Raw genomic sequence first — 26,023 nt, 5'->3', positions numbered from 1 at the left:
CTGCGTCGGCTTACTTCGTGTCAGGGCCACGCCACTACGATAAACTACGCGCAATTATGGTCCGGGCTCAGGTTCTGGCCTCAATATTAATGACGAAGAGGATTAGGTATCTCATGGCTGAATGGAGCGGCGAATATATCAGCCCATACGCTGAGCACGGTAAGAAGAGTGAGCAAGTCAAAAAAATTACGGTTTCCATTCCTCTGAAGGTGTTAAAAATCCTTACCGATGAACGCACGCGTCGTCAGGTGAACAACCTGCGCCACGCCACCAACAGCGAACTGCTGTGTGAAGCGTTTCTGCATGCTTTTACTGGGCAACCCTTACCCAACGATGACGACCTGCGTAAAGAACGCAGTGATGAAATCCCGGAAGAAGCAAAGGTAATCATGCGTGAACTGGGTATCAACCCGGAAACGTGGGAATACTGATAGTTAGAACAGCAATGGGCGTGTAGAGGCGGGAATGCTCCCGCCTTTTCTCACAGTGTTACTTACTAATACCATTGAGTTTATTCAATGTTTCTTCCATTTTGAGCGTTTCCGTACGGTTCAATGGATAGAAATAAATCAGAATGACCGCCGCCAAAAACAGGCATAGCGCCGGCAAGAGATTCGCCATCGTATAAATATTTTCCTGCACAATGCTGGTTTGCACTGCACCACCTGTTGACGATGATTGATAGCCAATGATAGCCAACATAAAGCCACCAATCGCCCCTGCGCATGCCTGACCAACCTTGCGCGCAAAGAAGTTCACACCATAAACCGTGCCATCCTCGCGATCGCCAGTGACATACTGATGGTAGTCACAAACATCAGTCATAAACGCCCAAATCATCAGGTTGAATAACCCTGCACCCAGCGTCGCCAGGAACAAGAAAACCAGATAGACCTTTGCATCCGTAATGTGGACAAAGTACATAATCACATACATGACCACGGCAAAAAGCAACGCGCCTACGCTGGCTTCTTTTTTACCAAACCGCTTCGTGAGCCAGGATGCCGATGGCGCCAGCAAAACCAGGGAACCAAAGGTAAACAGCAACGCGACTGACATCGCCTCTTTATTGTGGAAATAGTCATTAAACAGGTAAGTCATGTTGGTACCGGACAACCCCTGATTAATTACAATCAGCAAATCCACAACCACTAAAACAATCAGCGCCTTATTGCGTGCCAGTCCCTTCAGCAACACCGAAACGGGCATGCTCTCTTTTCTCTCCACGCGCACGCGCTCCGTCGTTAAATGACAGGTCAAGGATAAAAAGATCAAGCCCAGCACTGCGCAACCAATGGAAATCCAGAAGAAGTGTTGCCCGGAAATCACCTGGCTTCCATCCACCAGGGTGGTGTACATCAGGATTGGAATGAAAAAGCCAGTTGCCCCACCGCCAATTGCTGACCCAACGCTACGCCAGGTTGAAAGCGATACACGATCTTCAGGATTCGAGCTAATCGCCGCAGACATAGCACCGTACGGAATACTCACGGTAGATAACAGCGAACCGTAAATGAAATAGGAGCAGCAGATGTAGATGATTTTCGCCGTATAAGAAAAATCATTCACAAACGGCAGGAACAGGACAACCGCAATGATGCAAAATGGATACTTCATGCGACGCACCCACGGGTTGAAACGTCCATGTACCGTCAGTTTAGAGGTATCGCATAAGCGCCCTACACCAACATCAACGAACGCATCAAAGAGTTTGGTCACAAAATAGAGTGAGCCAACAATAACGCCGGAAATACCGAGGACGTTAGTATAATAAATCATTAAAAAACTATTAACTAAGCCAAGAATAAAACAGGTTCCGAGGTCACCACATAAATAACCAATTTTATCTCTAATTCCGAAAGGCCTGACGGCAGTGGTTTCATTATTTCCGATAATAGTTCCATCATTAGACATGATGTCAACTCCTTAGACATATTATTCACACAAACTATGCTTATCGACGTAATCAGCCGATACGAAAACTATTACCGATTAAAAGTTATAACCAAGACCGACACGATAACGGGTCTGACGATCGTCTGTCGTTGTTGTGTTATAACCCGAGGAAACGTTGCCAACCTCAACAAATGGAACCCAGGAGCCTAATTTGTACGCCACGCGGAAGTTATATTCATAATCATCTTTCCGGTTGTTATATAAATCTTCGCTATCGGCAATTTTATAAATACCATTTAGCTCAAACATCCAGTCATTGACGTTATAACCAAGCCAGGCTTCCGGACGATAGACCATGCGGTCATCTTTGCCGTCAGTGTTTCTGCGCATGTATTCCTGACGATAGCGGAACGCGGTCCACCAGTTGTCGTTGATGTTGTACTGTACGCGGATATAAGGCTTATAAATCGCGATATTATCGCCCGTTTCGATTGCAATGCCGGGCTGCCAGACAAGACCCTGCCAGGTGAACTGATAGCTTGCGGTATACTCGTTGCCGTTACTTTCCATATTATTCCACGCATCATTTGACTGCGTGTTTTCGGAACGAGAAATGGCTTCTACTGCCACACCAAAACCCGTGGCAAAACGGTGAGACATATACACACGATCGTAATTACGTCCATCGTCATAATATTCATGTCGGTAATCAACATAACCCGCCTGTGCGGCCGCAGAGAATAATGGAATCAGTAATAACGCAGATTTAAATTTCATGACAATCCCTCTTCACACTCAACAACGGAAATAATCCATCTCGTTTGTCCATAAAATGGGAAAACAAAAAGGCTTTTAGATTAATTTTATATTTCCACGAAAGTGTATTTTAGAAAGAAAGCAGAAACCTTTGGTATTTTGCCAGGAGCTGGTAAAAGTGGCAAAAGACAGAAGATAAAAAGGACGCAGATCACCAGTTGCAATATTTTATCGAAAAAATAAAACACCGTTTTATTTATTGAATAAAATAGATTATTCAATACATCAATATATATTTCAGTTCTGAAGCGCAGAAACAAAAAAAGCGCCATAAGGCGCTTTTTTCTGACAGCTGAAACTTACTTGCTGCCTGGGATGCTGAAACGCTTGTTGAAGCGATCAACACGGCCACCGGTAGCAACATCACGCTGCTTGCCAGTATAGAACGGGTGGCACTGACCGCACACGTCCAGGTTCAGATCGTGACCGACGGTAGAGCGGATTTTCATGACGTTACCGCAAGAGCAGTTTGCAGTAATTTCTTCGTATTTCGGGTGAATATCTTTTTTCATGGGAAAACCTCGGTTTAAGGCCGCGTCGCTCTTCCAGCCCTAACGCCAGACACCACGCGATGTTAATTATTCCCCGTCACCTTTCACGCTGCATCAACAGCCTGAAACTCTCGGGTAATGGTCATTGTTTGACGCAATCAATTTGCATCAAAGGCGGCGAATCATACAGAAATTAACCTGCTCATGCAAACTGATCCGCATTCTACCCTCCACTAATGTGTATACTAACCCGCCAGATTTCAAGTCAGGATGATTCAATGCCCGTTGCGCACGTTGCCTTACCTGTTCCGCTACCTCGCACCTTTGACTACCTCCTGCCGGAAGGCTTGAGTGCCAAAGCCGGGTGTCGTGTACGCGTGCCCTTTGGCAAGCAGCAGGAGCGCGTGGGTATCGTCCTTTCCGTCAGCGAGCACAGTGAACTGCCGCGGAGCGAATTGAAAGCCGTTCTCGAAGTGCTGGACAGCGAACCGGTCTACTCGACCTCCGTCTGGCGTCTGCTGTTGTGGGCGGCTGATTATTATCATCATCCCATCGGTGACGTACTGTTTCACGCTCTGCCAATTTTACTGCGCCAGGGACGCCCGGCGACAAACGCGCCCATGTGGTACTGGTTTGCTACTGAAGAAGGCCAGGTTATTGACCTCAACAGCCTGAAGCGTTCTCCCAAGCAGCAACAGGCACTGGCTGCGCTACGCCAGGGGAAAATCTGGCGCGACCAGGTGGCTGAACTGGAATTTAATGATGCCGCATTACAGGCACTGCGGAAAAAAGGGCTGTGCGATCTGGCGAGCGAAACACCAGGCTTTAGCGACTGGCGTACGCACTACGCGGTTTCTGGTGAGCGTCTGCGGCTGAACACCGAGCAGGCCACCGCCGTCGGGGCGATTCACAGCGCCTCAGACAGTTTTAGCGCCTGGCTATTAGCGGGCGTAACGGGATCTGGCAAAACAGAGGTCTATCTTAGCGTTCTGGAAAACGTCCTTGCCCAGGGCAAGCAGGCTCTGGTGATGGTGCCGGAGATTGGCCTGACGCCGCAAACTATTGCCCGTTTTCGCGAACGTTTTAATGCGCCGGTCGAAGTCCTGCACTCCGGTTTAAACGACAGTGAACGTCTTTCAGCCTGGCTGAAAGCAAAAAATGGCGAGGCGGCGATTGTTATCGGCACGCGTTCTTCGCTGTTTACGCCGTTTAAAAATCTCGGCGTGATTGTCATCGACGAAGAACACGACAGCTCTTATAAACAGCAGGAAGGCTGGCGCTATCATGCGCGCGACCTCGCGGTTTACCGCGCCCATAGTGAGCAGATCCCGATTATTCTCGGCTCAGCCACTCCGGCACTGGAAACGCTGTGTAACGTGCGGCAGAACAAATACCGCATGCTGCGCCTGACGCGCCGCGCCGGAAATGCGCGCCCAGCCACTCAGCACGTGCTGGATCTCAAAGGTCAGCAGGTGCAGGCCGGACTCGCCCCTGCGCTGATCGCCCGTATGCGTCAGCACCTGCAGGCGGATAACCAGGTGATCCTGTTTTTGAACCGTCGTGGTTTTGCGCCTGCGCTGCTGTGCCACGACTGTGGTTGGATTGCCGAATGTCCGCGTTGCGATCATTACTACACGCTACATCAGGCGCAGCACCACCTGCGTTGCCACCACTGCGACAGCCAGCGCCCAATACCGCGTCAGTGCCCCTCCTGCGGTTCGACGCATATGGTTCCGGTAGGACTCGGCACCGAACAGCTTGAGCAGGCTCTGGCACCTTTTTTCCCCGGTGTGCCAATTTCACGTATCGATCGCGACACCACCAGCCGTAAAGGGTCGCTGGAGCAGCATCTGGCGGAAGTGCATCGCGGCGGCGCACGAATTCTTATAGGCACGCAAATGCTGGCCAAAGGCCACCACTTCCCGGACGTCACTCTGGTGGCGCTGCTGGACGTTGATGGCGCGCTATTCTCCGCAGATTTCCGGTCAGCAGAACGCTTCGCCCAGCTCTATACGCAGGTCTCTGGCCGTGCCGGACGCGCCGGGAAGCAAGGCGAAGTGGTGCTGCAAACGCACCATCCTGAACATCCGCTGCTGCAAACCTTGCTGTATAAAGGCTATGACGCGTTTGCCGAACAGGCGCTGGCCGAGCGACAAACGCTCCAGCTTCCACCGTGGACCAGCCATGTGATCGTGCGGGCAGAAGATCATAACAACCAGCATGCACCAATGTTCTTGCAGCAACTACGGAATCTCATTCAAGCCAGCCCGTTGGCTGATGACAAACTCTGGGTGCTCGGCCCGGTTCCCGCACTGGCGCCCAAACGCGGTGGTCGTTATCGTTGGCAAATATTGTTGCAACATCCATCACGAATTCGTCTGCAACATATCGTCAGCGGCACGCTGGCACTGATCAATACGCTACCCGATGCACGCAAGGTTAAATGGGTGCTGGATGTCGATCCCATCGAGGGATAACCCCTCACGATGCGAGGCGGATCGTAAAATTAAAGATCCATCACACTTTTTATGAAAATTCTGTAACCGCTTCCATTCACTATCTGATAAAAATGTTTCAGATGAAGGTTATCCAGGGACGAGTCTGTGCCAGCAGCTCTCTGGCGAGGAGAAAGAGTGAAACCGAATAAGCAGGTTGCCGCCGCTACGATGAAAGATGTTGCTCTGAAGGCGAAAGTCTCAACGGCAACCGTATCCCGCGCATTAATGAACCCGGACAAAGTCTCACAGTCAACCCGTAACAAGGTTGAGCAGGCAGCGCTGGAAGTGGGATATCTACCCCAATCAATGGGACGTAACGTTAAGCGTAATGAGTCACGTACCATTCTGGTGATTGTGCCGGATATCTGCGATCCGTTTTTTAGCGAAGTGATTCGTGGCATCGAAGTGACTGCCGCAGAACAGGGATACCTGGTGCTTATTGGCGACTGCGCGCACCAGAATCAGCAGGAAAAGACGTTTCTTAACCTCATTATCACCAAGCAGATCGATGGCATGGTACTGCTCAGCTCGCGCCTGCCGTTTGATGCCAGCGTGGAAGAACAGCGCAATTTACCGCCGATGGTCATGTCGAACGAGTTCGCGCCAGAGCTGGAACTCCCTACCGTGCACATTGATAACCTCACCGCCGCCTTTAACGCGATGAATTATCTGCTGGAACTGGGGCATAAACGCATTGGTTGTATCGCCGGCCCCGAAGATATGCCGCTGTGCCATTACCGTCTGCAAGGCTACGTTCAGGCATTACGCCGCAGCGGAATTACGGTCGATCCGCATTTCATCGCGCGCGGTGACTTTACCTATGAAGCGGGAGCCAATGCGTTGAAGCAGCTCCTTGAACTACCGCAGCCGCCTACCGCTGTCTTTTGTCACAGCGACGTCATGGCGCTGGGCGCACTCTCTTACGCCAAACGCCAGGGTCTGAAAGTCCCTGATGATTTATCCATTATTGGCTTTGATAACATTTCGCTCACGGAATTTTGTGATCCACCCCTGACAACCGTCGCACAGCCGCGTTTCGATATCGGACGTGAAGCTATGCTGTTACTGCTCGATCAATTACAAGGGCAGAGCGTCAGCAGTGGCTCACGTTTACTGGACTGCGAGCTTATTATTCGGGGTACTACCCGGGCACTGACGTAAAGTAAAGTGCTTTCGGACTCCCCTGTCTGGTCAAAGGCCCGCCGCTTAAGTAACATGGCGGGCTGACGAACGAATAAATACAGCGAAACGATAGTGGCACAACGAGATTATGTACGTCGCGGCCAACCGGCACCTTCGCGGCGCAAGAAGAGCACATCACGGAAAAAACAACGCAATACGCCTGCGGTATCGCCCGCAATGGTTGCTATTGCTGCAGCCGTACTCGTGACCTTTATCGGTGGTCTGTACTTCATTACGCATCACAAGAAAGAAGAGTCCGAAACGCTGCAAAACCAGAAAGTCACCGGTAATGGCATTCCGCCAAAACCGGAAGAGCGCTGGCGATACATCAAAGAGCTGGAAAGTCGTCAGCCTGGCGTACGTACGCCTACCGAACCGTCTGCGGGCGGCGAGGTGCTGAATGCCGACCAGCTAACCAATGAGCAGCGCCAGCTATTGGCGCAAATGCAGGCTGATATGCGTCAACAGCCGACACAGCTCAACGAAGTACCGTGGAACGAGCAAACGCCTGAACAGCGCCAGCAAACGCTGCAGCGTCAGCGTCAGGTGCAACAGCAGCAGTGGAATAACGCACAGCAGCAGGCTCAGCAGCCGCGTCCACGGGCAACAGAACAGCCGTATCAGCAGCAGCAAACGCGTACAGCACAAGCCGCGCCGGTACAGCAGCCGAAAACGCAGCCAAAACCGGCGGCGCAACAGCCGTATCAGGATCTGCTGCAAACGCCTGCGCATACCACCGCCGCTCAGCCGAAAACGCAACCGGCCGCGCCAATAACGAATGAAACACAGCCGCCAAAACAGACTGCTGAGAAAAAAGATGAACGCCGCTGGATGGTTCAGTGCGGATCATTTAAAGGCGCTGAGCAGGCAGAAACTGTGCGTGCGCAGCTGGCCTTTGAAGGCTTTAACTCCCGTATTACCACCAATAACGGCTGGAATCGTGTGGTCATTGGTCCGGTCAAAGGCAAAGAGAATGCCGACAACACCATCAGCCGCCTGAAGGTTGCTGGTCACACAAACTGCATTCGACTCTCTACTGGGGGTTGAAACCCCTAAAATCCCCCCCATCTATACTTGCATTACGCCCCGTACACTGTGCGGGGCCTGTACATTGCATTTGTAACCAAGGGGTCTGCTCGTGACAACAATAGTAAGCGTACGCCGTAACGGCCATGTGGTAATCGCCGGTGATGGTCAGGCCACACTGGGTAACACCGTAATGAAAGGCAACGTGAAGAAAGTCCGCCGTCTGTACAACGATAAAGTCATCGCGGGCTTTGCGGGCGGTACTGCGGATGCATTCACGCTGTTTGAACTGTTTGAACGCAAGCTGGAAATGCACCAGGGTCACCTGGTGAAAGCTGCCGTTGAACTGGCAAAAGACTGGCGTACCGACCGTATGCTGCGCAAACTCGAAGCGCTGCTGGCCGTCGCAGATGAAACTGCATCGCTCATCATCACCGGTAACGGCGACGTCATCCAGCCAGAAAACGATCTGATTGCTATCGGCTCCGGCGGTCCCTACGCCCAGGCTGCTGCACGCGCTCTGCTTGAAAATACCGAGCTTGGCGCACGCGAGATTGCTGAGAAAGCGTTGGATATTGCAGGGGATATCTGCATTTATACCAACCACTTCCATACCATCGAAGAATTGAACTCCAAAGCGTAAGGATCCCCCATGTCTGAAATGACCCCACGCGAAATTGTCAGCGAACTGAACAAACACATCATCGGCCAGGATAACGCTAAGCGTTCCGTGGCGATCGCCCTGCGTAACCGCTGGCGTCGTATGCAGCTCAACGAAGAGTTGCGTCATGAAGTCACGCCGAAAAACATTCTGATGATTGGCCCGACCGGCGTCGGTAAAACCGAAATCGCCCGTCGTCTGGCAAAACTGGCCAACGCGCCGTTCATCAAAGTCGAAGCAACAAAATTCACCGAAGTCGGCTATGTTGGTAAAGAAGTAGATTCCATCATCCGCGATCTGACCGATGCTGCCATCAAAATGGTCCGCGTGCAGGCAATCGAGAAAAACCGCTTCCGTGCCGAAGAGATGGCGGAAGAGCGCATTCTCGACGTGCTGATCCCACCTGCTAAAAATAACTGGGGGCAGTCAGAGCAGCCGCAGGAACCTTCTGCAGCGCGTCAGGCATTCCGTAAAAAACTGCGTGAAGGCCAGCTGGATGATAAAGAGATCGAAATCGATCTCGCGGCCGCACCGATGGGCGTTGAAATTATGGCGCCTCCAGGAATGGAAGAGATGACCAGCCAGCTGCAGTCCATGTTCCAGAACCTGGGCGGTCAGAAGCAAAAACCGCGTAAGCTGAAAATCAAAGACGCGATGAAGCTGCTGATTGAAGAGGAAGCGGCCAAACTGGTGAACCCGGAAGAGCTGAAACAAGAAGCTATCGACGCCGTTGAGCAGCACGGGATCGTGTTTATCGACGAAATCGACAAAATCTGTAAGCGCGGCGAATCCTCCGGCCCGGACGTGTCCCGTGAAGGCGTACAGCGCGACCTGCTGCCGCTGGTTGAAGGCTGCACGGTCTCCACCAAGCACGGCATGGTGAAAACAGATCACATTCTGTTTATCGCTTCTGGCGCATTCCAGGTAGCCAAACCGTCCGACCTGATCCCAGAACTGCAGGGTCGTCTGCCGATTCGTGTCGAGCTGCAGGCGCTGACCACCAGCGATTTTGAGCGTATCCTTACCGAACCGAATGCCTCCATCACCGTCCAGTACAAAGCGCTGATGGCGACTGAAGGTGTGGACATCAACTTCACTGAATCCGGTATTAAACGCATTGCCGAAGCGGCCTGGCAGGTTAACGAAACCACCGAAAACATCGGTGCACGTCGTCTGCATACCGTTCTGGAACGTCTGATGGAAGATATTTCCTATGATGCGAGCGATTTGAACGGCCAAAGCATCACAATTGATGCCGAATATGTGAGCAAACATCTGGATGCGCTGGTCGCAGATGAAGATCTGAGCCGTTTTATCCTATAATCGCGTTCAATGCATTTTCATCACTGTTGATGGGGCTGATAAAGCCCCATTTTTATTGGCGCTAAATATGACTGAACAACAACAAATTAGCCGCTCACAAGCCTGGCTGGAAAGTTTACGACCTAAGACCTTACCACTCGCCTTCGCGGCGATCATCGTCGGTACGGCATTAGCATGGTGGCAAGGATACTTCGATCCGCTGGTTGCTCTGCTGGCATTGATTACGGCAGGACTGCTGCAAATTCTGTCCAATCTCGCTAACGACTATGGCGATGCCGTCAAAGGCAGCGACAAGCCCGACCGTATTGGACCGCTGCGCGGTATGCAAAAAGGGGTCATCACCCAACAGCAGATGAAGCGCGCGCTGATCGTCACCGTAGTGCTGATCTGTCTGTCCGGGCTGGCCCTGGTAGCTGTAGCCTGTCACACGCTGGCGGATTTTGTCGGTTTCCTGGTGCTCGGCGGTCTGTCGATTATCGCCGCGATCACCTACACCGTGGGTAATCGCCCTTACGGATATATCGGCCTGGGCGATATTTCTGTGCTGGTATTCTTCGGCTGGCTCAGCGTAATGGGAAGTTGGTACCTGCAGGCGCATACGTTGATTCCAGCGCTGATTCTGCCTGCCACCGCCTGCGGCCTGCTGGCAACCGCCGTGCTCAACGTCAACAACCTGCGCGATATCAACAGCGACAGAGAGAACGGCAAGAACACGCTGGTCGTGCGTTTAGGCGCTGTCAATGCCCGCCGCTACCACGCCTGTCTGCTGATGGGCACGCTGGTCTGTCTGGCACTGTTCAACCTGTTCTCACTGCAAAGCCTGTGGGGATGGCTGTTTATCCTCGCCGCTCCGCTGCTGATCAAACAGGCTCGCTATGTAATGCGCGAGATGGACCCGGCTGCAATGCGTCCGATGCTGGAACGCACCGTAAAAGCGGCATTGTTAACTAACCTGCTGTTTGTCGTTGGAATTTTCTTAAGTCAGTGGTCTCTTTAACTGACAAATATCAATTAACAATTGATGATTTTGCCAACAGTACACATAGCGCGATATACTAAAAATTCTCGCAGCAACTGAACGTTAAGCCTATGAAATACGATACATCCGAGCTTTGTGACATCTATCAGGAAGATGTCAACGTCGTGGAACCGCTGTTCTCTAACTTTGGAGGACGGTCGTCGTTTGGCGGACAAATCATCACGGTAAAATGTTTCGAGGACAACGGGTTGCTGTACGATCTGCTCGAACAAAACGGCCGTGGTCGCATTCTGCTGGTCGATGGCGGCGGTTCTGTCCGTCGTGCGCTGGTCGATGCCGAACTGGCGCGGCTGGCCGTACAGAATGAATGGGAAGGTCTGGTCATCTACGGCTCAGTACGCCAGGTAGATGATCTGGAAGAACTGGATATCGGCATTCAGGCGATTGCCGCAATTCCGGTAGGCGCTTCCGGTGAAGGCATTGGGGAAAGCGATGTGCGCGTCAACTTTGGCGGCGTGACGTTCTTCTCCGGCGACCACCTGTACGCCGATAACACCGGGATAATCCTCTCCGAAGACCCGCTCGATATCGAGTAAGCGAAAAAGGCACCGCAAGGTGCCTTTTTTATGCGTGTCGCTGATTGCCGGATGTCGGCTCACGCCTTATCCGGCCTACAGGTAACCGCATTCTAAATCCTCTAAAGATTTCACGTCAGGGCAAGGCGGCAAGTAAGTGAATCCCCAGGAGCATAGGTCACTATGTGACTGGGGTGAATGCACGCAGCCAACGTCGCCATAACGTGAAATATGACGAGGATTAGACTTCTTCCATACGACCGAGGAGGGCATGCAGACGATCCTGCCAGCCGCTCTGCTGTTCTTTCAGGCTGTTGTTCTCACGCTCCAGTTCTTCACGCTGCTGCTGTGCAGTCTGAACTTCCTGCGACAGTGAGTTGTTCTTTTCTTTCAGCTCTTCGATTTCCATCTGCAACAGCGTGATGGTATCAATCGCCTGCTGTACTTTTGCTTCCAGTTTCTCAAACACTTCTAATGACATCGTCATACCTCTCCTGAATTGCAAGGCGTTGATGGATAAAAATCCTCGTCCCGATAACCGGCGACGCCTTAATAAAAACGAGCGCACTCTACTTAACACCGATTGTATGAAGCCGCGTCATCCCTGTCCAGCGGCATCCCGCGCAGATTGCGGTTTGCAACACTTTTAGTCTTTCTCCTGGTGACATTACTGTCATAACTCTTAAGTGTTAACAGATTGATCAGTGAAATGATTCAGCTCACACTATTTTTGTATAACAAATACCTCACAATGGCGCGAAAACGCTCATTTTGTTGATGCAGTACACACATTTTAATTTCGATATTTCTCGTTTTTGCGCGTTAACGATAAATTAACAGTGTGCCTACCGGCTCCGGGGATGTCAGTGACCTTCTCGCACACAATAAACATTAAACTCTCTTCAGGATCCGATTATGAGTCAAACATCAACCTTAAAAGGCCAGTGCATTGCTGAATTCCTCGGTACCGGGTTGTTGATTTTCTTCGGTGTGGGCTGTGTCGCTGCACTTAAAGTGGCTGGGGCTACTTTTGGTCAGTGGGAAATCAGTATCATCTGGGGTCTGGGGGTAGCGATGGCTATCTATCTGACCGCAGGCGTTTCTGGTGCACACCTGAATCCCGCGGTAACCATCGCACTCTGGCTGTTCGCCTGTTTTGATAAACGCAAAGTTGTTCCTTTTATTATTTCGCAAATTGCCGGCGCCTTTTGCGCAGCGGCACTGGTTTACGGGCTTTATTACAATCTTTTCCTCGATTTCGAACAAACTAACCATATCGTACGCGGCAGTACCGAGAGCCTGGGTCTGGCAGGTACTTTCTCCACCTATCCGAACCCGCATATCAATTTTGTGCAGGCCTTCGCGGTTGAAATGGTCATTACCGCTATTCTAATGGGGCTGATTCTGGCTCTGACCGACGATGGTAACGGTGTACCTCGTGGTCCGCTGGCACCACTGCTGATCGGCTTGTTGATTGCCGTTATTGGTGCTTCCATGGGTCCGCTGACAGGTTTTGCGATGAACCCGGCACGTGACTTCGGACCGAAACTCTTCGCCTGGATGGCCGGATGGGGTGAGATTGCCTTCACGGGTGGTCGCGATATCCCTTACTTCCTGGTTCCAGTGTTTGGCCCGATTACCGGCGCGATTTTGGGCGCATGGGCATATCGCAAACTGATTGGTCGTCATTTACCGTGCGATGTCTGCGCGATTGAAGAAAAAGACGTTGCGGCCAACACTCAACAAAAAGCTTCGCAGTAATGTGACTACGGGACAAAAAATTATGACTGAAAAAAAATATATCGTTGCGCTCGACCAGGGCACCACCAGCTCCCGCGCGGTCGTAATGGACCACGATGCGAATATCGTTGCCGTTTCACAGCGCGAATTCGAACAAATCTACCCGAAAGCAGGTTGGGTAGAACATGACCCGATGGAAATTTGGGCGACCCAAAGCTCCACGCTGGTAGAAGTTCTGGCGAAAGCCGATATCAGTTCCGATGAAATTGCAGCGATCGGTATTACCAACCAGCGTGAAACCACCATCGTCTGGGAACGCGAAACCGGTAAACCTATCTATAACGCGATTGTGTGGCAGTGTCGTCGTACCGCGGATATCTGCGAAAAGCTCAAACGCGACGGTATGGAAGAGTACATCCGTAATAATACAGGTCTGGTCATTGACCCGTACTTCTCCGGCACCAAAGTGAAGTGGATCCTCGACCACGTAGAAGGCTCGCGTGAGCGCGCTCGTCGCGGCGAACTGCTGTTCGGTACCGTAGATACCTGGCTTATCTGGAAAATGACGCAGGGACGTGTACACGTCACGGATTACACCAACGCCTCACGTACCATGCTGTTCAACATCCACTCCCTGGACTGGGATGACACGATGCTGGATGCGCTGGATATTCCGCGTGCAATGCTGCCTGAAGTTCGTCGCTCTTCTGAAGTGTACGGCCAGACCAACATCGGTGGTAAAGGCGGTATTCGTATTCCTATCTCCGGTATCGCCGGTGACCAGCAGGCAGCGCTGTTTGGCCAGCTGTGCGTGAAGGAAGGGATGGCGAAAAACACTTACGGTACCGGCTGCTTCATGCTGATGAACACCGGCGAGAAAGCCGTTAAGTCCGAAAACGGACTGCTGACCACCATCGCTTGCGGACCGACCGGGGAAGTGAACTACGCGCTGGAAGGTGCGGTATTTATGGCTGGCGCATCTATCCAGTGGCTACGTGATGAAATGAAACTCATCAGCGATGCGTTCGACTCCGAATATTTCGCCACCAAAGTGAAAGACACCAACGGCGTGTACGTCGTTCCGGCATTTACTGGCCTGGGCGCACCGTACTGGGACCCGTATGCTCGCGGCGCCATCTTTGGTCTGACCCGTGGGGTAAACTCCAACCACATCATCCGCGCCACGCTTGAATCTATTGCATACCAGACCCGTGATGTTCTGGAAGCAATGCAGGCTGACTCCGGTATTCGCTTGCACGCCCTGCGCGTCGATGGCGGTGCGGTCGCCAACAACTTCCTGATGCAGTTCCAGTCCGACATTCTCGGCACGCGCGTTGAGCGCCCGGAAGTCCGCGAAGTCACCGCATTGGGTGCGGCATACCTGGCTGGTCTGGCAGTAGGCTTCTGGCAGAATCTGGATGAGCTGCAGGAAAAAGCGGTCATCGAGCGTGAATTCCGCCCAGGCATCGAAACCACCGAACGTAACTTCCGTTACAGCGGCTGGAAAAAAGCGGTCAAACGCGCCATGGCGTGGGAAGATCACGACGAGTAATACGTCATAGCCGGATGGCAACTGTGCCTTATCCGGCAATATCTTCGTGCGGGGGCAACCCCGCACACACATCAATAATCTCGCCCCCTCCCCTGTGCTACACTTCGCGCCATTCCTTTTAGCTACGAGTTTGCAATGAGACGAGAACTTGCCATTGAATTTTCACGCGTGACCGAAGCGGCCGCGCTGGCTGGCTATAAATGGCTGGGCCGCGGCGACAAAAATACCGCTGACGGCGCGGCGGTAAACGCCATGCGTATTATGCTCAACCAGGTCAATATCGACGGCACCATCGTGATTGGCGAGGGTGAGATCGATGAAGCACCGATGCTGTTTATCAGTGAGAAAGTCGGGACCGGTCTTGGTGATGCGGTCGACATCGCCGTCGATCCTATCGAAGGCACACGCATGACGGCAATGGGTCAGGCAAACGCGCTGGCCGTACTGGCTGTTGGCGATAAAGGCTGCTTCCTGAACGCGCCAGACATGTACATGGAAAAGCTGATTGTCGGCCCAGGCGCAAAAGGGTCTATCGACCTGAACCTGTCGCTGGAAGCCAACCTGCATAACGTTGCCGCTGCACTCAATAAGCCGCTGAGTGAACTGACCGTCACCATTCTGGCCAAGCCACGCCATGATGAAACGATCGCCGAAATGCAAAAACTGGGCGTGCGCGTCTTTGCTATTCCAGACGGTGACGTTGCTGCTTCCATTCTGACATGCATGCCAGACAGTGAAGTTGACGTGCTGTACGGCATTGGCGGCGCACCGGAAGGTGTCGTTTCTGCCGCCGTTATCCGCGCGCTGGACGGCGACATGCAGGGTCGTTTGCTGGCGCGTCATGACGTCAAAGGCGGCAGCGAAGAGAACCGTCGCATTGGCGAACAGGAACTCGCTCGTTGCGCCGCCATGGGTATTGAAGCGGGCAAAGCGCTGCGTCTCGATGAAATGGCGCGTAGCGACAACGTCATTTTCTCCGCCACCGGCATCACCAAAGGCGATTTGCTGGAAGGGATTAGCCGCAAAGGTAATATCGCGACCACCGAAACGCTGCTGATCCGCGGCAAATCACGTACGATCCGTCGCATTCAGTCGATTCACTACCTCGATCGTAAAGATCCCGATGTGCAGGCGCACATCCTGTAATTGATTTGATCAATAGAGCCTTCCAGCCCATATGGGCTGGAAATCTTTCGTCCAACGAACGAAGATAAGGCAATCAAAGCAGACAGGAGAAAACCATGGCAGATTGGGTAACAGGCAAAGTCACGAAGGTACAGAACTGGACCGATGCCCTGTTTAGTTTGACCGTGCGAGCTCCGGTTCTTCCTTTCACTGCAGGTCAATTCACCAAGCTTGGCCTTGAGATCGACGGCGAGCGCGTCCAGCGTGCCTATTCTTACGTCAATGCCCCTGATAACCCCGATTTAGAGTTTTATCTGGTGACGGTTCCCGACGGCAAACTCAGCCCTCGTCTGGCAGCACTGAAGCCTGGCGATGAAGTCCAGGTGGTGAGTGAAGCTGCTGGTTTCTTCGTGCTGGATGAAGTCCCCGATTGCGACACGCTGTGGATGCTGGCAACCGGCACGGCTATCGGCCCATATTTGTCGATTCTGCAATTAGGCAAAGACCTGGATCGCTTCAAAAATCTGGTGCTGGTCCACGCCGCGCGCTATGCCGCCGATTTGAGCTATCTACCGTTGATGCAGGCCCTGGAAAAGCGCTACGAAGGTAAATTACGCATCCAGACGGTGGTCAGTCGTGAAACCGTGGCAGATTCGCTGACCGGGCGTGTACCGGCACTAATTGAAAGCGGTGAACTGGAAAAAGCGGTCGGGCTGCCAATGGATAAAGAAACCTGTCATGTGATGCTGTGCGGAAACCCGCAGATGGTGCGCGATACCCAGCAGTTGCTGAAGGACACCCGGCAGATGACCAAACACCTGCGCCGCCGACCGGGCCATATGACCGCAGAGCACTACTGGTAAGAACGTTTCAATGCCCGGTAAACACCCGGGCATTTTGCCGGATGGCGCATACACTTATCCGGCCTACGAGTCAGCCCTGTACTTTACGTCCTGCGTATCCTTACCATATTTATTTGCGTCCTGGGTGCCAATGAACGCACCCAGATCGATAAGCATGCCGACCAGAATCAACGTTGGAACAAAGCGGCCTACCGCCCATTGCCAGACGCCGGGTAACATCGCCCAATTTCCGGCCAGCAGCATCCACGCCAGAATCATCAACAGCGCCCACGCTCCGGAACGCCCCCGGTCATGCAGACGTTTTACCGTCACTGCCGCCGTTGGCCATAGCAGACACACCAGACAAAAAGCCGCGGTCTGAATATCGAGTAATTGTTTGCTCGCCAGCGAAAACAGAACCAGCATGCCGACGATCCATAGGCCAATCCAAATCCAGAAATCACGGCGCCCGATGCGCCCTTTAAATGAGAATAACCACTGCTGTATGGTCATGTAAGTTCCTTTATTATTACCTTCCAGAACAGTTTACCCTTTTGACAAGCTCGACGGTTACCGTTTTAATCGTGAGCAGTGAGAATGAAAGGTACGATTGATGAAGCACGGATTTACACTGTTTTTATTATTGTTTTCAGCCTTAACCGCCAGCCCTGCGGCATTGGCGGAAGCGCCATCGACGGCAACCACAGCCCCCTATTTACTGGCGGGCGCGCCGACCTTTGACCTGTCGATTAGCCAGTTTCGCGAAAACTTTAATACACAGAATCCGAAGCTGATCCTGAATGAGTTCCGCGCCATCGACAGCAGTCGCGATCGGGCAAATCTCACCCGCGCGGCCAGCAAAATCAATGAAAACCTGTATGCGTCTTCCGCCCTTGAGCGCGGTACCCTGAAAATCAAAAGCATGCAGATAACCTGGTTACCAATTCAGGGACCAGAGCAAAAGGCAGCTAAAGCGAAAGCGCTGGAATACATGACCGCCGTCATCCGCACCGTCGCACCGCTACTGACGAAGGAACAGAGCCAGAAAAAGCTACAAAAACTGCTCGCCGCAGGCAAAGGTAAGCACTATTACGCCGAAACAGAAGGCGCAATTCGCTATGTCGTGGCAGATAACGGTGAAAAGGGGCTGACCTTCGCTGTTGAACCGATTAAGCTGGCTCTATCTGAAAACCTCGAAGGGTCGAATTCCCCCTAAATTATTCACGTTTCAGGAAGGCGGCGACGCAACGAATCCCCAGGAGCTTACATCAGTAAGTGACTGGGGTGAGAGAGTACAGCCAACGCACCTGCAACGTGGAGAATGACGGGGAAATGACAAAAAGCAAAGCCTTTCGGGGGATGAATCTCTATACTGTTTCACAGACCATGCTGCCCTGAGGGGCGGCCATATTCCTTAATTCGCTGACAAGCGTGGAGAAATGAAATGCGACATCCTTTAGTGATGGGTAACTGGAAACTGAACGGCAGCCGCCACATGGTAAACGAACTGGTTGCTAATCTGCGTAAAGAACTGGCTGGCGTTGCTGGCTGTGCAGTAGCGATTGCTCCGCCGGAAATGTATATCGACCTGGCGAAACACGCCGCTGCCGGTAGCCACATCATTCTGGGCGCGCAGAACGTTGACCTGAACCTGTCTGGCGCATTCACTGGTGAAACAAGTGCTGAAATGCTGAAAGACATCGGCGCACAGTACATCATTATCGGTCACTCTGAGCGTCGTACTTACCACAAAGAATCTGACGAGCTGATCGCTAAAAAATTCGCCGTGCTGAAAGAGCAGGGTCTGACTCCAGTTCTGTGCATCGGTGAAACCGAAGCAGAAAACGAAGCGGGCAAAACTGAAGAAGTTTGTGCACGTCAGATCGACGCGGTTCTGAAAACTCAGGGCGCGGCAGCATTCGAAGGCGTCGTTATCGCTTACGAACCAGTATGGGCTATCGGTACCGGTAAATCTGCAACTCCTGCTCAGGCTCAGGCTGTTCACAAATTTATTCGTGACCACATTGCTAAAGCTGACGCGAAAATCGCTGAGCAAGTAATCATCCAGTACGGCGGTTCTGTAAACGCAGCTAACGCGGCAGAACTGTTTGCTCAGCCGGACATCGACGGTGCGCTGGTTGGTGGTGCTTCTCTGAAAGCAGACGCCTTCGCCGTCATCGTTAAAGCAGCAGAAGCCGCTAAACAGGCTTAAGTTGTTAAGGCGGGAGGAGCACTCCTCCCGCTGTATTAACTACCAGTATCCCAACCAGTGCCACCAGAAGGCGCCGGTCACCCCCCAAATGGTCAGGTTGACCACACTCATCACCAGCCCCGTTTTCCACCACTCTGCTAGCGTGACATAGCCCGAACCAAAGATGATCGGCGCAGTACCCGTGCCATAGTGCGTGAGCGACATCATCAGGGAGGAGGAGAAACCGAGCATTAAACCAAGCAATGCTGGCGGCGCGCCGAGGCCTAATCCTGCGGCGAAAAACGCAGCGAACATAGCCGTAATATGCGCAGTAGTGCTGGCGAAAAAGTAGTGCGAGTAGACATAAAGCAGAATCAACAGCAGCGTTGCAACACTCCAGTGCACGCCAAGATGGTCGATTGCGCTACCAACGCTGGTTGCCAGCCATCCCACCAACCCCAGTTTGCTGAGAAAATCCGCCATCATCACCAGCGCGGCAAACCAGACTATCGTATCCCATGCCCCGCGGCATTTAAGAATGTCATCCCAGCTCAATACGCCCGCCATCAATAGAATCGACAAACCAATTAACGCGGCGCTAGTGGGGTTTACGCTCCAGGCACTACCCATCAGCATCGCTGGAACACCCGCCCACAGGCAGAGCAGCAAAATGAACACTGCCAGGGTGATTTTTTCTGCCAGTGATAGTGGACCCAGCGCATCCAGTTTTTGCCGCGCGAACTGCGGCGCATTTGGCGTGCGCGTGATAGCTGGCGGATAGAGCCACCAGATTACAATCGGCATGACAACCAGTGATACCAGAGCAGGAAGAAGCGCCGCAATAGCCCACATTCCCCAGGTCATGTTCAGCACTCCATCCGTCCCCTTCGTCAAAAAGCTGACGATTAACGGGTTAGGTGCGGTCGCGGTGATGAACATTGCCGAGCTGATCGGGTTAATGTTGTAGTTCACCAGCGCGAGATAACGGCCCGTTGAGCCATTCTCGGCATGGCCTGGCTGCGAGCCGAGGCTCTCCGCAATCGCCCGCATTACCGGGTGAATAATGCCGCCTCCACGCGCGGTATTGCTTGGCGTTACGGGTGCAATTAGTGTTTCCGCAAGGGTTAATGCCCACGCAATACCCAGCGTTCTTTTACCAAATAGCGCAATAAACCCGTAGCCAATACGCGCTCCCAGGCCAGTCTTTAACAGACTTTGCGACAGCATAATGGATAAACCAATCAGCCAGATTAACTGGTTAGAAAAGCCACTCAACGCATCGTTCAACGCCGCGGAGGGTTTGCCGGGGTTAGTAACGCCAGTCATCGCCACCAGCATAATCGCCACAATCGCAATTGCGCCAATGGGCATAGCTTTACCGATAATCGCAGCGATCGTACCAATAAACAGTGCCAGCAGGTGCCACGCTTGCGGGGTTACGTCAGGAGGACACGGGATAACAAACCAGATGGTCAGCGTAATCACGAGCGAGATGATGGCAGGCCAACAGCGGATGGGGGTCAAACTGTCCATGAATCAATCCTTGAGTTTCCAGTGCGCAAATCTGCGCTCGGGCATTAACCGATATTGCCGCACATAATACAATTCACTCACTCACAAAACATAAAATTAACATTTTGATACATCTACAGTTTTCCTAACACCGTAAACCAGGCGAAATCCAGCGGCAGAAGAATCAAATACGTTGCCGCCGCCAGTGCGATACACAGCAGCATCCCCGCCCTTGCAGGTACTTTCCCGAGCGCCATCGCCACTACAATCGGTGAAGCCTGATACGGCAACAGTGGCGTGGAATAACCCAGCACCTGGATCATAATCACCGACAGCAGCGGGAATCCCGTCGCATCGGCAAAACTTTGCGCCAACGTGGTATACAGCGCCGGAACACCGTTCGCCGTCATAATAAAATTAAGCGCTGTGGTAATACCGGTCAGCGCGAGGAAACTGGTAAACGGCTTTTCCGCATCCAGCGGCATCACCTGTAACAGCGCTTCGCCAACAGCGCTACCAATACCGGTCTGGGTGACGGTGATCGCCAGCCCCAGAATACCCGCCACATAAATACAGGTACGAATGTTGACCCCAGTGGAAAACTCGTCGCCATTGATAAAGCCAACCCGTGGTAGCAATGTGATAACTGCCGCAGCCAGCCCGGTCCACGCAGGGCCAATGCCGTGCCAGCTTTCGCTTACCCACAAGAACAGCACCACCGCTAACATCCAGGCCAGACGTTTTTCATCCCGGCTCATCGGCTCCGGCGGCGTGAGATCGCGCGGCGCATGCGGCTTGCCAGGGAATAACCAGCAGATAAGCACAATGAGCACCGCGCCTTTAAGCCAACCCAGAACCGGCGTATGCAGCAGCAAATAGGGAAGATAATTGAGGTGGATGCCGTAAGAGCCTTCCGCCGCGCCGCTCATCACCAGATTCGGTACGTTAGCGGGTAAAATCGTCGCGGAAAGCTGGAACGTCCCAAACCCGACGGCCAGTGCCAGACCATACCAGGCGCGCGTGCCGTCGTTAATTCCAGCCCGTTTCGCCATCGCCGCGACGATCGGCATCAGCAGCGCAATGCGGCCCATGTTGGATGGCATTACAAATGCCAGCGCGTAACTCAGCAGCACTACGCTCGCCACCATTAACGGCCAGGAATCAGTCAACCTCGATGACAGCGCCCTCGCCGCCCTGTCCGCCAGCCCCGTTTTACGAATCGCGATACCCAGTACAAAGCCGCTAAACACCAGCCAGAACGCGGAGGACGCAAAGCCGCCAAAAATCACATCCGGTGGCGCGATTTTGGCTACCATCGCCACGGCAAAGAACAGCAGCGCCGTTATAAACTCCGGCAGCAGCGACGTAGCCCAGAGCAGAATGGTGATACCAACCACCAGAGAGGGGATAAACAGAGGGTGTGTAAGCCAGAGCGACATGCCTGTCTCCTGTTGTTTTTTTCAACAAGAATACGGGGACAGGCATGCGGAGTAAACGCCAGATTAGGTGGGGTTAACGCAGAATATCACATTGATGATCCTGAATTTCCTCAGCGGAGGCGAGATTCAGTGCCAGCAGATTGCGCTGAGTAGCCAGCAGGACAAAGGATTCGTCGCTCTGGCGCACCATCGCCAACGCATAGCTGCCCATATGCTCACGCGCATCCGGCACCTCTTCCGCCAGCATCATAAACGGGCTGCGTTGTGCCAGTTCATTTTCCGTGACGCGACGTGCCAGATATTCATGACCGCGCAGCCCACCCGGTAATGGTAGCCAGCGGGTGCTGATTTTCGCCAGGTTGTCATCCAGCTGCTTTCTGACATCGGTTCGCAGGCAGGAGATATGAATATGCAGGTGATTTTGCGTACGCCCGCTACGAGAGTTAATGGTCAGAGAGACTGCTTTGTCAGGGATTTCCTGGCCGTATTTTTGGCTCATAAAGCTACGCGCCTGCCAGGCCAGCCAGAAAAAGTTCGGTGTGCCTGATTTCAACAACAGCGGACTTTCCGTACCGTTGATCCGCCAGGTAGGCATCAACAGATATTGCAGTGGGCCGTTACGGTCTTTGAACACCACATATCCGGCATCCGGCTTTACTTCAGCGCATGGTGCGGGGTCCTGCTGCTGCAACTGGTGCGGCAGGCATTGCTGAAGAACGATCTGGCGTAATGCGTCCGGGTTGCCGGTGAATATCCAGTACCCGATACCTGCAGCGGCGGCGACCACAATCACCGCCAGTAAAAGATAGCCTGCTTTTTTCATTACGCGTTTCCTGTATCCCATTGAAGGGCAAGAGTAACGCAAAACCATGACAAATAAAAAACCCGGTCGCGCTAGGCCACCGGGTCGGTAAATCACAGACTTATTTATCGTTTACTGATTTGGTCGAACGTACCGCCGTTAGAGAAGTGCTCTTTCTGCGCTTTCGTCCAGCCGCCAAACTCTTCGTCGATAGTGAACAGCTTCAGCTTCGGAAATGCGTTTTCGTATTTCTTCGCGACTTCTGCATCACGTGGACGATAGTAGTTTTTCGCCGCAATTTCCTGGCCTTCCGGAGAGTAGAGATACTTCAGGTAAGCTTCCGCCACCGCTTTGGTGCCTTTCTTTTCCACCACTTTATCAACCACGGACACGGTCGGCTCCGCGAGGATAGATTCACTCGGGGTCACTATCTCGAATTTATCTTTGCCCAGCTCGTTCGTTGCCAACAGCGCTTCGTTTTCCCAGGCAATCAGCACATCACCGATACCACGTTCAACGAAGGTATTGGTTGAGCCACGTGCGCCAGAATCGAGTACCTCAACGTTTTTATACAGGGCCTTCACAAAGTCTTGTGCCTTGGCCTGATCGTTGTTGTTGTGGTGCAGGGCATAGCCCCATGCCGCCAGATAGTTCCAGCGAGCTCCGCCGGAGCTTTTCGGGTTTGGCGTAATGACCGACACGCCCGGTTTGATCAGATCGTTCCAGTCATGAATTTGTTTGGGATTGCCTTTGCGGACCAGGAACACGATGGTGGAGGTGTAAGGCGCGGAGTTATCCGGCAGGCGTTTAATCCAGTTTTTATCGATACGGCCACGTTCAGCAATGGCATCCACGTCGTAAGCCAGTGCCAGCGTCACAACATCGGCTTCAATGCCGTTGATGACGGAAGTCGCCTGTTTACCCGAACCGCCGTGCGACTGGCGGATCACAACGTTGTCGCCCGTTTCCTGCTTCCAGTGCGCGCTGAAGGCCTTATTGTACTGCTCGTACAGTTCACGCGTTGGATCGTACGATACGTTAAGTAACTGAATATCCTTTGCCAGAACGCTGGTCGATGCCAGCAATAATGTTAACCCTACGCCCCATTTGTTCATCGCCCAGCTCTCTTAGGTAGTGTTGTGATGAGCAAAGCGTGCCAGAAAGGAATCCAAACATTAAAGAATAAAAAAAGATTTGCTATAACTTGGGGGAATATATGGAGTCGAGTTTTTGCCTGATGGCGCTACGCTTATCAGGCCTACGATTTGCATCATGTAGGCCGGATAAGGCGCAAGCCGCCATCCGGCAATTGCAATTAGTACAGTTTTTTCGCGCAGTCCAGCCAGTCACCTTTGAACGGACGCTTCATGTTTTCGATAGCGTCGATGATGTCGTGGTGAACCAGCTGCTCGTTCTGAATACCTACGCAGCGACCGCCGTGACCTTCCAGCAGAAGTTCAATGGCATAGGCGCCCATACGGGATGCCAGGATACGGTCGTAAGGAACCGGGGAACCACCACGCTGAATGTGACCCAGTACGGTTGCACGCGTTTCACGACCCGTTTCTTTCTCAATGTAATGCGCCAGTTCGTCAACGTCACACATGTGTTCAGTGATCGCTACGATTGCGTGTTTTTTACCTTTCGCGATACCTGCTTTGATTTCAGTAACCAAATCGTCACGGCTGAATTCCACTTCCGGAACCACCACGAACTCACAGCCACCGGCAATCGCTGCTGCCAGGGTCAGGTCACCACAGTAGCGGCCCATCACTTCGACGATGGAAATGCGCTGGTGAGAAGAAGAGGTATCACGCAGGCGGTCAATCGCTTCAACGACAGTGCCCAGAGCAGTGAAGTAGCCGATGGTGTAGTCGGTGCCCTTGATATCGTTGTCGATAGTGCCCGGCAGACCGATGCATGGGAAGCCCATTTCAGTCAGGCGTTTTGCACCCATGTAAGAACCGTCACCCCCGATAACAACCAGGGCGTCGATGCCACGCTTCTTCAGGTTTTCGATCGCCACCGCACGTACGTTTTCATCACGGAATTCCGGGAAGCGAGCAGAACCGAGGAAAGTACCGCCACGGTTGATCATGTCGGACACGCTGTAGCGGTCAAGCTGGACCATACGGTCTTCATACAAACCCAGGTAGCCATCATGGATCCCCATGACTTCCAGCCCTTCCGTCAACGCTGCACGTACAACACCACGGATTGCTGCGTTCATGCCCGGCGCATCACCGCCGCTTGTCAACACACCGATTTTCTTAATCATGACTACCTCTGAACTTTGGAATGCAAAATGAAATCTGCTGCCGGAAGTCGATTCCGCATATCGAAACGATCCAACGAATATGCAGATAGTATAACAATCACTTCCTGCTGAATTGATTCAGGTCAGGCCAAATGGTGGTAATTTATACACAAAATGCTGGCCCGGTTCACTTTTTTTACAACGAATTATGAAAGCTCAAACATCTTGCCTTCCTTGGGTACGACTGAACAGGGATCCTGATGAATGATGACATCCGATCCCGGGAAACGCCGTAAAATTGCCTGCTCAACCTGTTCAGCCACTAAATGCGCCTGAACGAGCGGCAGATTATCTTCCATTTCCAAATGAATCTGAATAAAGCGAGTCGGCCCTGACTGCCGCGTGCGAAGATCGTGAGCGCCGCTGACTCCAGGCCATGACGTCACTATATCAATAATTTCCTGACGTTCCTCATCGGGTAAAGCGCGATCCAGCAAAGATTGCACTGCCTCATACCCCATGCGTAATGCGCTATATAAAATATAGATGCCAATCCCCAGCGCAAACAAGGCATCTGCACGATGCCAGCCATACCATGCCAGCCCGAGCGCAATGAGAATCGCACCGTTCATCATAACATCAGACTGATAATGAAGCATATCTGCCCGAACGGCCTGACTTTGCGTACGCTTCACTACCCAGCGCTGAAACGAGACCAGAATGATTGTACACACTAACGCAATGATGGTGACCACCACCCCAACGCCCGGATCTTTCATCGGCGTGGGTTGGATGAGATGCTGAATCCCGGTCAGGAATAAAAACAGCGCCGAACCAGAAATAAACATGCTTTGCGCCAGCGCCGCCAGCGATTCCGCTTTTCCGTGTCCGAACGTATGCTCATCATCGGCGGGCTGCAGCGAATAGCGCACCACCAACAGGTTGGTTAACGACGCCGCGATGTCCACCAGAGAATCCACCAGTGCAGCCAGAATACTGACCGATCCGGTGTACCACCACGCAAAAATTTTGATCAAAAGTAACAGCGATGCCATCACGGTTGCCGCGATTGCCGCCCGGCTCACTAGCCGCCCATAGGTTTGATTCATAAACACT

25 protein-coding genes are annotated in these 26,023 nt (G+C 52.6%); 14 read left to right on the top strand and 11 right to left on the bottom strand.

Annotated features, from left to right (window positions below):
• Nucleotides 1-113 precede the first annotated feature (113 nt).
• Entirely contained in the window at nt 114-431 is a 318-nt protein-coding gene (gene metJ, locus OGY17_RS02830; RefSeq protein WP_003825168.1) for a met regulon transcriptional regulator MetJ, read from the top strand.
• Nucleotides 432-489: 58 nt separating this feature from the next.
• Here the strand turns inward: metJ and OGY17_RS02825 are convergent, their stop codons facing one another.
• The 3 genes from OGY17_RS02825 to rpmE form a co-directional block, all read right to left on the bottom strand.
• A complete protein-coding gene (locus tag OGY17_RS02825; protein ID WP_032945626.1) occupies nt 490-1,914 on the bottom strand; it encodes an MFS transporter in 1,425 nt (474 codons plus the stop codon).
• A gap of 78 nt (nt 1,915-1,992) precedes the next feature.
• On the bottom strand, nt 1,993-2,673 hold the full coding sequence (locus tag OGY17_RS02820) for an oligogalacturonate-specific porin KdgM family protein (RefSeq protein WP_003825173.1): 681 nt from the start codon (nt 2,671-2,673) through the stop codon (nt 1,993-1,995).
• Between the two features lie 338 nt (nt 2,674-3,011).
• Nucleotides 3,012-3,224 carry a 50S ribosomal protein L31 gene (gene rpmE, locus OGY17_RS02815; RefSeq protein ID WP_008787040.1) on the bottom strand — a complete coding sequence of 71 codons (213 nt, stop codon included), beginning with the start codon at nt 3,222-3,224 and terminating at the stop codon, nt 3,012-3,014.
• 257 nt (nt 3,225-3,481) lie between these two features.
• On the opposite strand from rpmE, the gene priA reads away from it, so the two are divergent.
• From priA to rraA, 7 genes are all read left to right on the top strand, one after another.
• Complete coding sequence (gene priA, locus OGY17_RS02810) at nt 3,482-5,680, top strand: primosomal protein N' (RefSeq protein WP_048215183.1); 2,199 nt, start codon at nt 3,482-3,484, stop codon at nt 5,678-5,680.
• A gap of 156 nt (nt 5,681-5,836) precedes the next feature.
• Complete coding sequence (gene cytR / locus OGY17_RS02805) at nt 5,837-6,862, top strand: DNA-binding transcriptional regulator CytR (protein WP_003825179.1); 1,026 nt, start codon at nt 5,837-5,839, stop codon at nt 6,860-6,862.
• Between the two features lie 93 nt (nt 6,863-6,955).
• A complete protein-coding gene (ftsN, locus tag OGY17_RS02800; RefSeq protein WP_286606365.1) occupies nt 6,956-7,930 on the top strand; it encodes a cell division protein FtsN in 975 nt (324 codons plus the stop codon).
• 91 nt (nt 7,931-8,021) lie between these two features.
• The gene (gene hslV / locus OGY17_RS02795; protein WP_003028805.1) at nt 8,022-8,552 is read left to right on the top strand and encodes an ATP-dependent protease subunit HslV; all 531 of its coding nucleotides are present in this window, start codon (nt 8,022-8,024) and stop codon (nt 8,550-8,552) included.
• Nucleotides 8,553-8,561: 9 nt separating this feature from the next.
• On the top strand, nt 8,562-9,893 hold the full coding sequence (hslU, locus tag OGY17_RS02790; RefSeq protein WP_003028803.1) for an ATP-dependent protease ATPase subunit HslU: 1,332 nt from the start codon (nt 8,562-8,564) through the stop codon (nt 9,891-9,893).
• A 67-nt stretch (nt 9,894-9,960) separates the two neighbouring features.
• Nucleotides 9,961-10,890 carry a 1,4-dihydroxy-2-naphthoate polyprenyltransferase gene (gene menA / locus OGY17_RS02785; protein WP_003825185.1) on the top strand — a complete coding sequence of 310 codons (930 nt, stop codon included), beginning with the start codon at nt 9,961-9,963 and terminating at the stop codon, nt 10,888-10,890.
• Nucleotides 10,891-10,982: 92 nt separating this feature from the next.
• Nucleotides 10,983-11,468, top strand: a complete 486-nt coding sequence (gene rraA / locus OGY17_RS02780; protein ID WP_008787034.1) for a ribonuclease E activity regulator RraA — start codon at nt 10,983-10,985, stop codon at nt 11,466-11,468.
• 220 nt (nt 11,469-11,688) lie between these two features.
• On the opposite strand, the gene zapB is transcribed toward rraA, so the two are convergent.
• Nucleotides 11,689-11,934 (bottom strand): septal ring assembly protein ZapB, encoded by a 246-nt coding sequence (zapB, locus tag OGY17_RS02775; protein WP_095533156.1) that lies wholly within the window; start codon nt 11,932-11,934, stop codon nt 11,689-11,691.
• A gap of 428 nt (nt 11,935-12,362) precedes the next feature.
• Between zapB and OGY17_RS02770 the strand changes: the two genes are divergently transcribed.
• The 4 genes from OGY17_RS02770 (at nt 12,363) to fpr (ending at nt 16,727) form a co-directional block, all read left to right on the top strand.
• Nucleotides 12,363-13,208, top strand: a complete 846-nt coding sequence (locus tag OGY17_RS02770) for an MIP/aquaporin family protein (RefSeq protein ID WP_003825195.1) — start codon at nt 12,363-12,365, stop codon at nt 13,206-13,208.
• A gap of 22 nt (nt 13,209-13,230) precedes the next feature.
• Entirely contained in the window at nt 13,231-14,739 is a 1,509-nt protein-coding gene (gene glpK, locus OGY17_RS02765) for a glycerol kinase GlpK (protein ID WP_003028792.1), read from the top strand.
• A gap of 135 nt (nt 14,740-14,874) precedes the next feature.
• The gene (gene glpX, locus OGY17_RS02760) at nt 14,875-15,885 is read left to right on the top strand and encodes a class II fructose-bisphosphatase (RefSeq protein ID WP_286606363.1); all 1,011 of its coding nucleotides are present in this window, start codon (nt 14,875-14,877) and stop codon (nt 15,883-15,885) included.
• A gap of 95 nt (nt 15,886-15,980) precedes the next feature.
• Nucleotides 15,981-16,727 carry a ferredoxin--NADP(+) reductase gene (gene fpr / locus OGY17_RS02755; RefSeq protein WP_008787029.1) on the top strand — a complete coding sequence of 249 codons (747 nt, stop codon included), beginning with the start codon at nt 15,981-15,983 and terminating at the stop codon, nt 16,725-16,727.
• A 63-nt stretch (nt 16,728-16,790) separates the two neighbouring features.
• On the opposite strand, the gene OGY17_RS02750 is transcribed toward fpr, so the two are convergent.
• On the bottom strand, nt 16,791-17,219 hold the full coding sequence (locus tag OGY17_RS02750) for a DUF805 domain-containing protein (RefSeq protein WP_008787028.1): 429 nt from the start codon (nt 17,217-17,219) through the stop codon (nt 16,791-16,793).
• Between the two features lie 100 nt (nt 17,220-17,319).
• Here OGY17_RS02750 and OGY17_RS02745 point away from each other — a divergent pair, with 100 nt between their 5' ends.
• Together OGY17_RS02745 and tpiA are read left to right on the top strand one after the other, a co-directional pair.
• A complete protein-coding gene (locus OGY17_RS02745) occupies nt 17,320-17,922 on the top strand; it encodes a YiiQ family protein (protein WP_071444510.1) in 603 nt (200 codons plus the stop codon).
• Between the two features lie 228 nt (nt 17,923-18,150).
• Complete coding sequence (gene tpiA, locus OGY17_RS02740; RefSeq protein WP_003028783.1) at nt 18,151-18,918, top strand: triose-phosphate isomerase; 768 nt, start codon at nt 18,151-18,153, stop codon at nt 18,916-18,918.
• Between the two features lie 39 nt (nt 18,919-18,957).
• Here the strand turns inward: tpiA and OGY17_RS02735 are convergent, their stop codons facing one another.
• From OGY17_RS02735 to fieF, 6 genes are all read right to left on the bottom strand, one after another.
• A complete protein-coding gene (locus OGY17_RS02735; protein ID WP_003825206.1) occupies nt 18,958-20,430 on the bottom strand; it encodes a DASS family sodium-coupled anion symporter in 1,473 nt (490 codons plus the stop codon).
• Nucleotides 20,431-20,543: 113 nt separating this feature from the next.
• Nucleotides 20,544-21,848 carry an SLC13 family permease gene (locus OGY17_RS02730; protein WP_286606361.1) on the bottom strand — a complete coding sequence of 435 codons (1,305 nt, stop codon included), beginning with the start codon at nt 21,846-21,848 and terminating at the stop codon, nt 20,544-20,546.
• A gap of 73 nt (nt 21,849-21,921) precedes the next feature.
• Nucleotides 21,922-22,671: a CDP-diacylglycerol diphosphatase gene (locus OGY17_RS02725; protein WP_286606359.1), complete on the bottom strand. Its 750-nt coding sequence runs from the start codon at nt 22,669-22,671 to the stop codon at nt 21,922-21,924.
• A 104-nt stretch (nt 22,672-22,775) separates the two neighbouring features.
• Nucleotides 22,776-23,765 carry a sulfate/thiosulfate ABC transporter substrate-binding protein Sbp gene (gene sbp / locus OGY17_RS02720; RefSeq protein WP_137377409.1) on the bottom strand — a complete coding sequence of 330 codons (990 nt, stop codon included), beginning with the start codon at nt 23,763-23,765 and terminating at the stop codon, nt 22,776-22,778.
• A gap of 200 nt (nt 23,766-23,965) precedes the next feature.
• Nucleotides 23,966-24,928 (bottom strand): 6-phosphofructokinase, encoded by a 963-nt coding sequence (gene pfkA, locus OGY17_RS02715; RefSeq protein ID WP_003825214.1) that lies wholly within the window; start codon nt 24,926-24,928, stop codon nt 23,966-23,968.
• A 185-nt stretch (nt 24,929-25,113) separates the two neighbouring features.
• On the bottom strand, nt 25,114-26,016 hold the full coding sequence (gene fieF / locus OGY17_RS02710; protein WP_003825216.1) for a CDF family cation-efflux transporter FieF: 903 nt from the start codon (nt 26,014-26,016) through the stop codon (nt 25,114-25,116).
• Nucleotides 26,017-26,023 lie beyond the last annotated feature (7 nt).

This window comes from Citrobacter sp. Cpo126, assembly GCF_030332445.1.
Taxonomy (GTDB): domain Bacteria; phylum Pseudomonadota; class Gammaproteobacteria; order Enterobacterales; family Enterobacteriaceae; genus Citrobacter; species Citrobacter portucalensis.
The sequence above is the reverse complement of the archived record's forward strand: the minus strand, read 5'-3'. Positions and strand labels throughout refer to the sequence as shown.

Excerpts from the sequence above, each read along its gene's own strand:
- rpmE (WP_008787040.1), bottom strand. The coding sequence starts at position 3,224 with ATGAAAAAAGATATTCACCCGAAATACGAAGAAATTACTGCAAACTGC.
- zapB (WP_095533156.1), bottom strand. The coding sequence starts at position 11,934 with ATGACGATGTCATTAGAAGTGTTTGAGAAACTGGAAGCAAAAGTACAG.
- sbp (WP_137377409.1), bottom strand. The coding sequence starts at position 23,765 with ATGAACAAATGGGGCGTAGGGTTAACATTATTGCTGGCATCGACCAGC.
- tpiA (WP_003028783.1), top strand. The coding sequence starts at position 18,151 with ATGCGACATCCTTTAGTGATGGGTAACTGGAAACTGAACGGCAGCCGC.
- OGY17_RS02825 (WP_032945626.1), bottom strand. The coding sequence starts at position 1,914 with ATGTCTAATGATGGAACTATTATCGGAAATAATGAAACCACTGCCGTC.
- OGY17_RS02750 (WP_008787028.1), bottom strand. The coding sequence starts at position 17,219 with ATGACCATACAGCAGTGGTTATTCTCATTTAAAGGGCGCATCGGGCGC.
- pfkA (WP_003825214.1), bottom strand. The coding sequence starts at position 24,928 with ATGATTAAGAAAATCGGTGTGTTGACAAGCGGCGGTGATGCGCCGGGC.
- fpr (WP_008787029.1), top strand. The coding sequence starts at position 15,981 with ATGGCAGATTGGGTAACAGGCAAAGTCACGAAGGTACAGAACTGGACC.
- OGY17_RS02820 (WP_003825173.1), bottom strand. The coding sequence starts at position 2,673 with ATGAAATTTAAATCTGCGTTATTACTGATTCCATTATTCTCTGCGGCC.
- OGY17_RS02725 (WP_286606359.1), bottom strand. The coding sequence starts at position 22,671 with ATGAAAAAAGCAGGCTATCTTTTACTGGCGGTGATTGTGGTCGCCGCC.
- OGY17_RS02730 (WP_286606361.1), bottom strand. The coding sequence starts at position 21,848 with ATGTCGCTCTGGCTTACACACCCTCTGTTTATCCCCTCTCTGGTGGTT.
- OGY17_RS02770 (WP_003825195.1), top strand. The coding sequence starts at position 12,363 with ATGAGTCAAACATCAACCTTAAAAGGCCAGTGCATTGCTGAATTCCTC.
- OGY17_RS02745 (WP_071444510.1), top strand. The coding sequence starts at position 17,320 with ATGAAGCACGGATTTACACTGTTTTTATTATTGTTTTCAGCCTTAACC.
- glpK (WP_003028792.1), top strand. The coding sequence starts at position 13,231 with ATGACTGAAAAAAAATATATCGTTGCGCTCGACCAGGGCACCACCAGC.
- metJ (WP_003825168.1), top strand. The coding sequence starts at position 114 with ATGGCTGAATGGAGCGGCGAATATATCAGCCCATACGCTGAGCACGGT.
- glpX (WP_286606363.1), top strand. The coding sequence starts at position 14,875 with ATGAGACGAGAACTTGCCATTGAATTTTCACGCGTGACCGAAGCGGCC.
- menA (WP_003825185.1), top strand. The coding sequence starts at position 9,961 with ATGACTGAACAACAACAAATTAGCCGCTCACAAGCCTGGCTGGAAAGT.
- OGY17_RS02735 (WP_003825206.1), bottom strand. The coding sequence starts at position 20,430 with ATGGACAGTTTGACCCCCATCCGCTGTTGGCCTGCCATCATCTCGCTC.
- hslU (WP_003028803.1), top strand. The coding sequence starts at position 8,562 with ATGTCTGAAATGACCCCACGCGAAATTGTCAGCGAACTGAACAAACAC.
- fieF (WP_003825216.1), bottom strand. The coding sequence starts at position 26,016 with ATGAATCAAACCTATGGGCGGCTAGTGAGCCGGGCGGCAATCGCGGCA.
- rraA (WP_008787034.1), top strand. The coding sequence starts at position 10,983 with ATGAAATACGATACATCCGAGCTTTGTGACATCTATCAGGAAGATGTC.
- priA (WP_048215183.1), top strand. The coding sequence starts at position 3,482 with ATGCCCGTTGCGCACGTTGCCTTACCTGTTCCGCTACCTCGCACCTTT.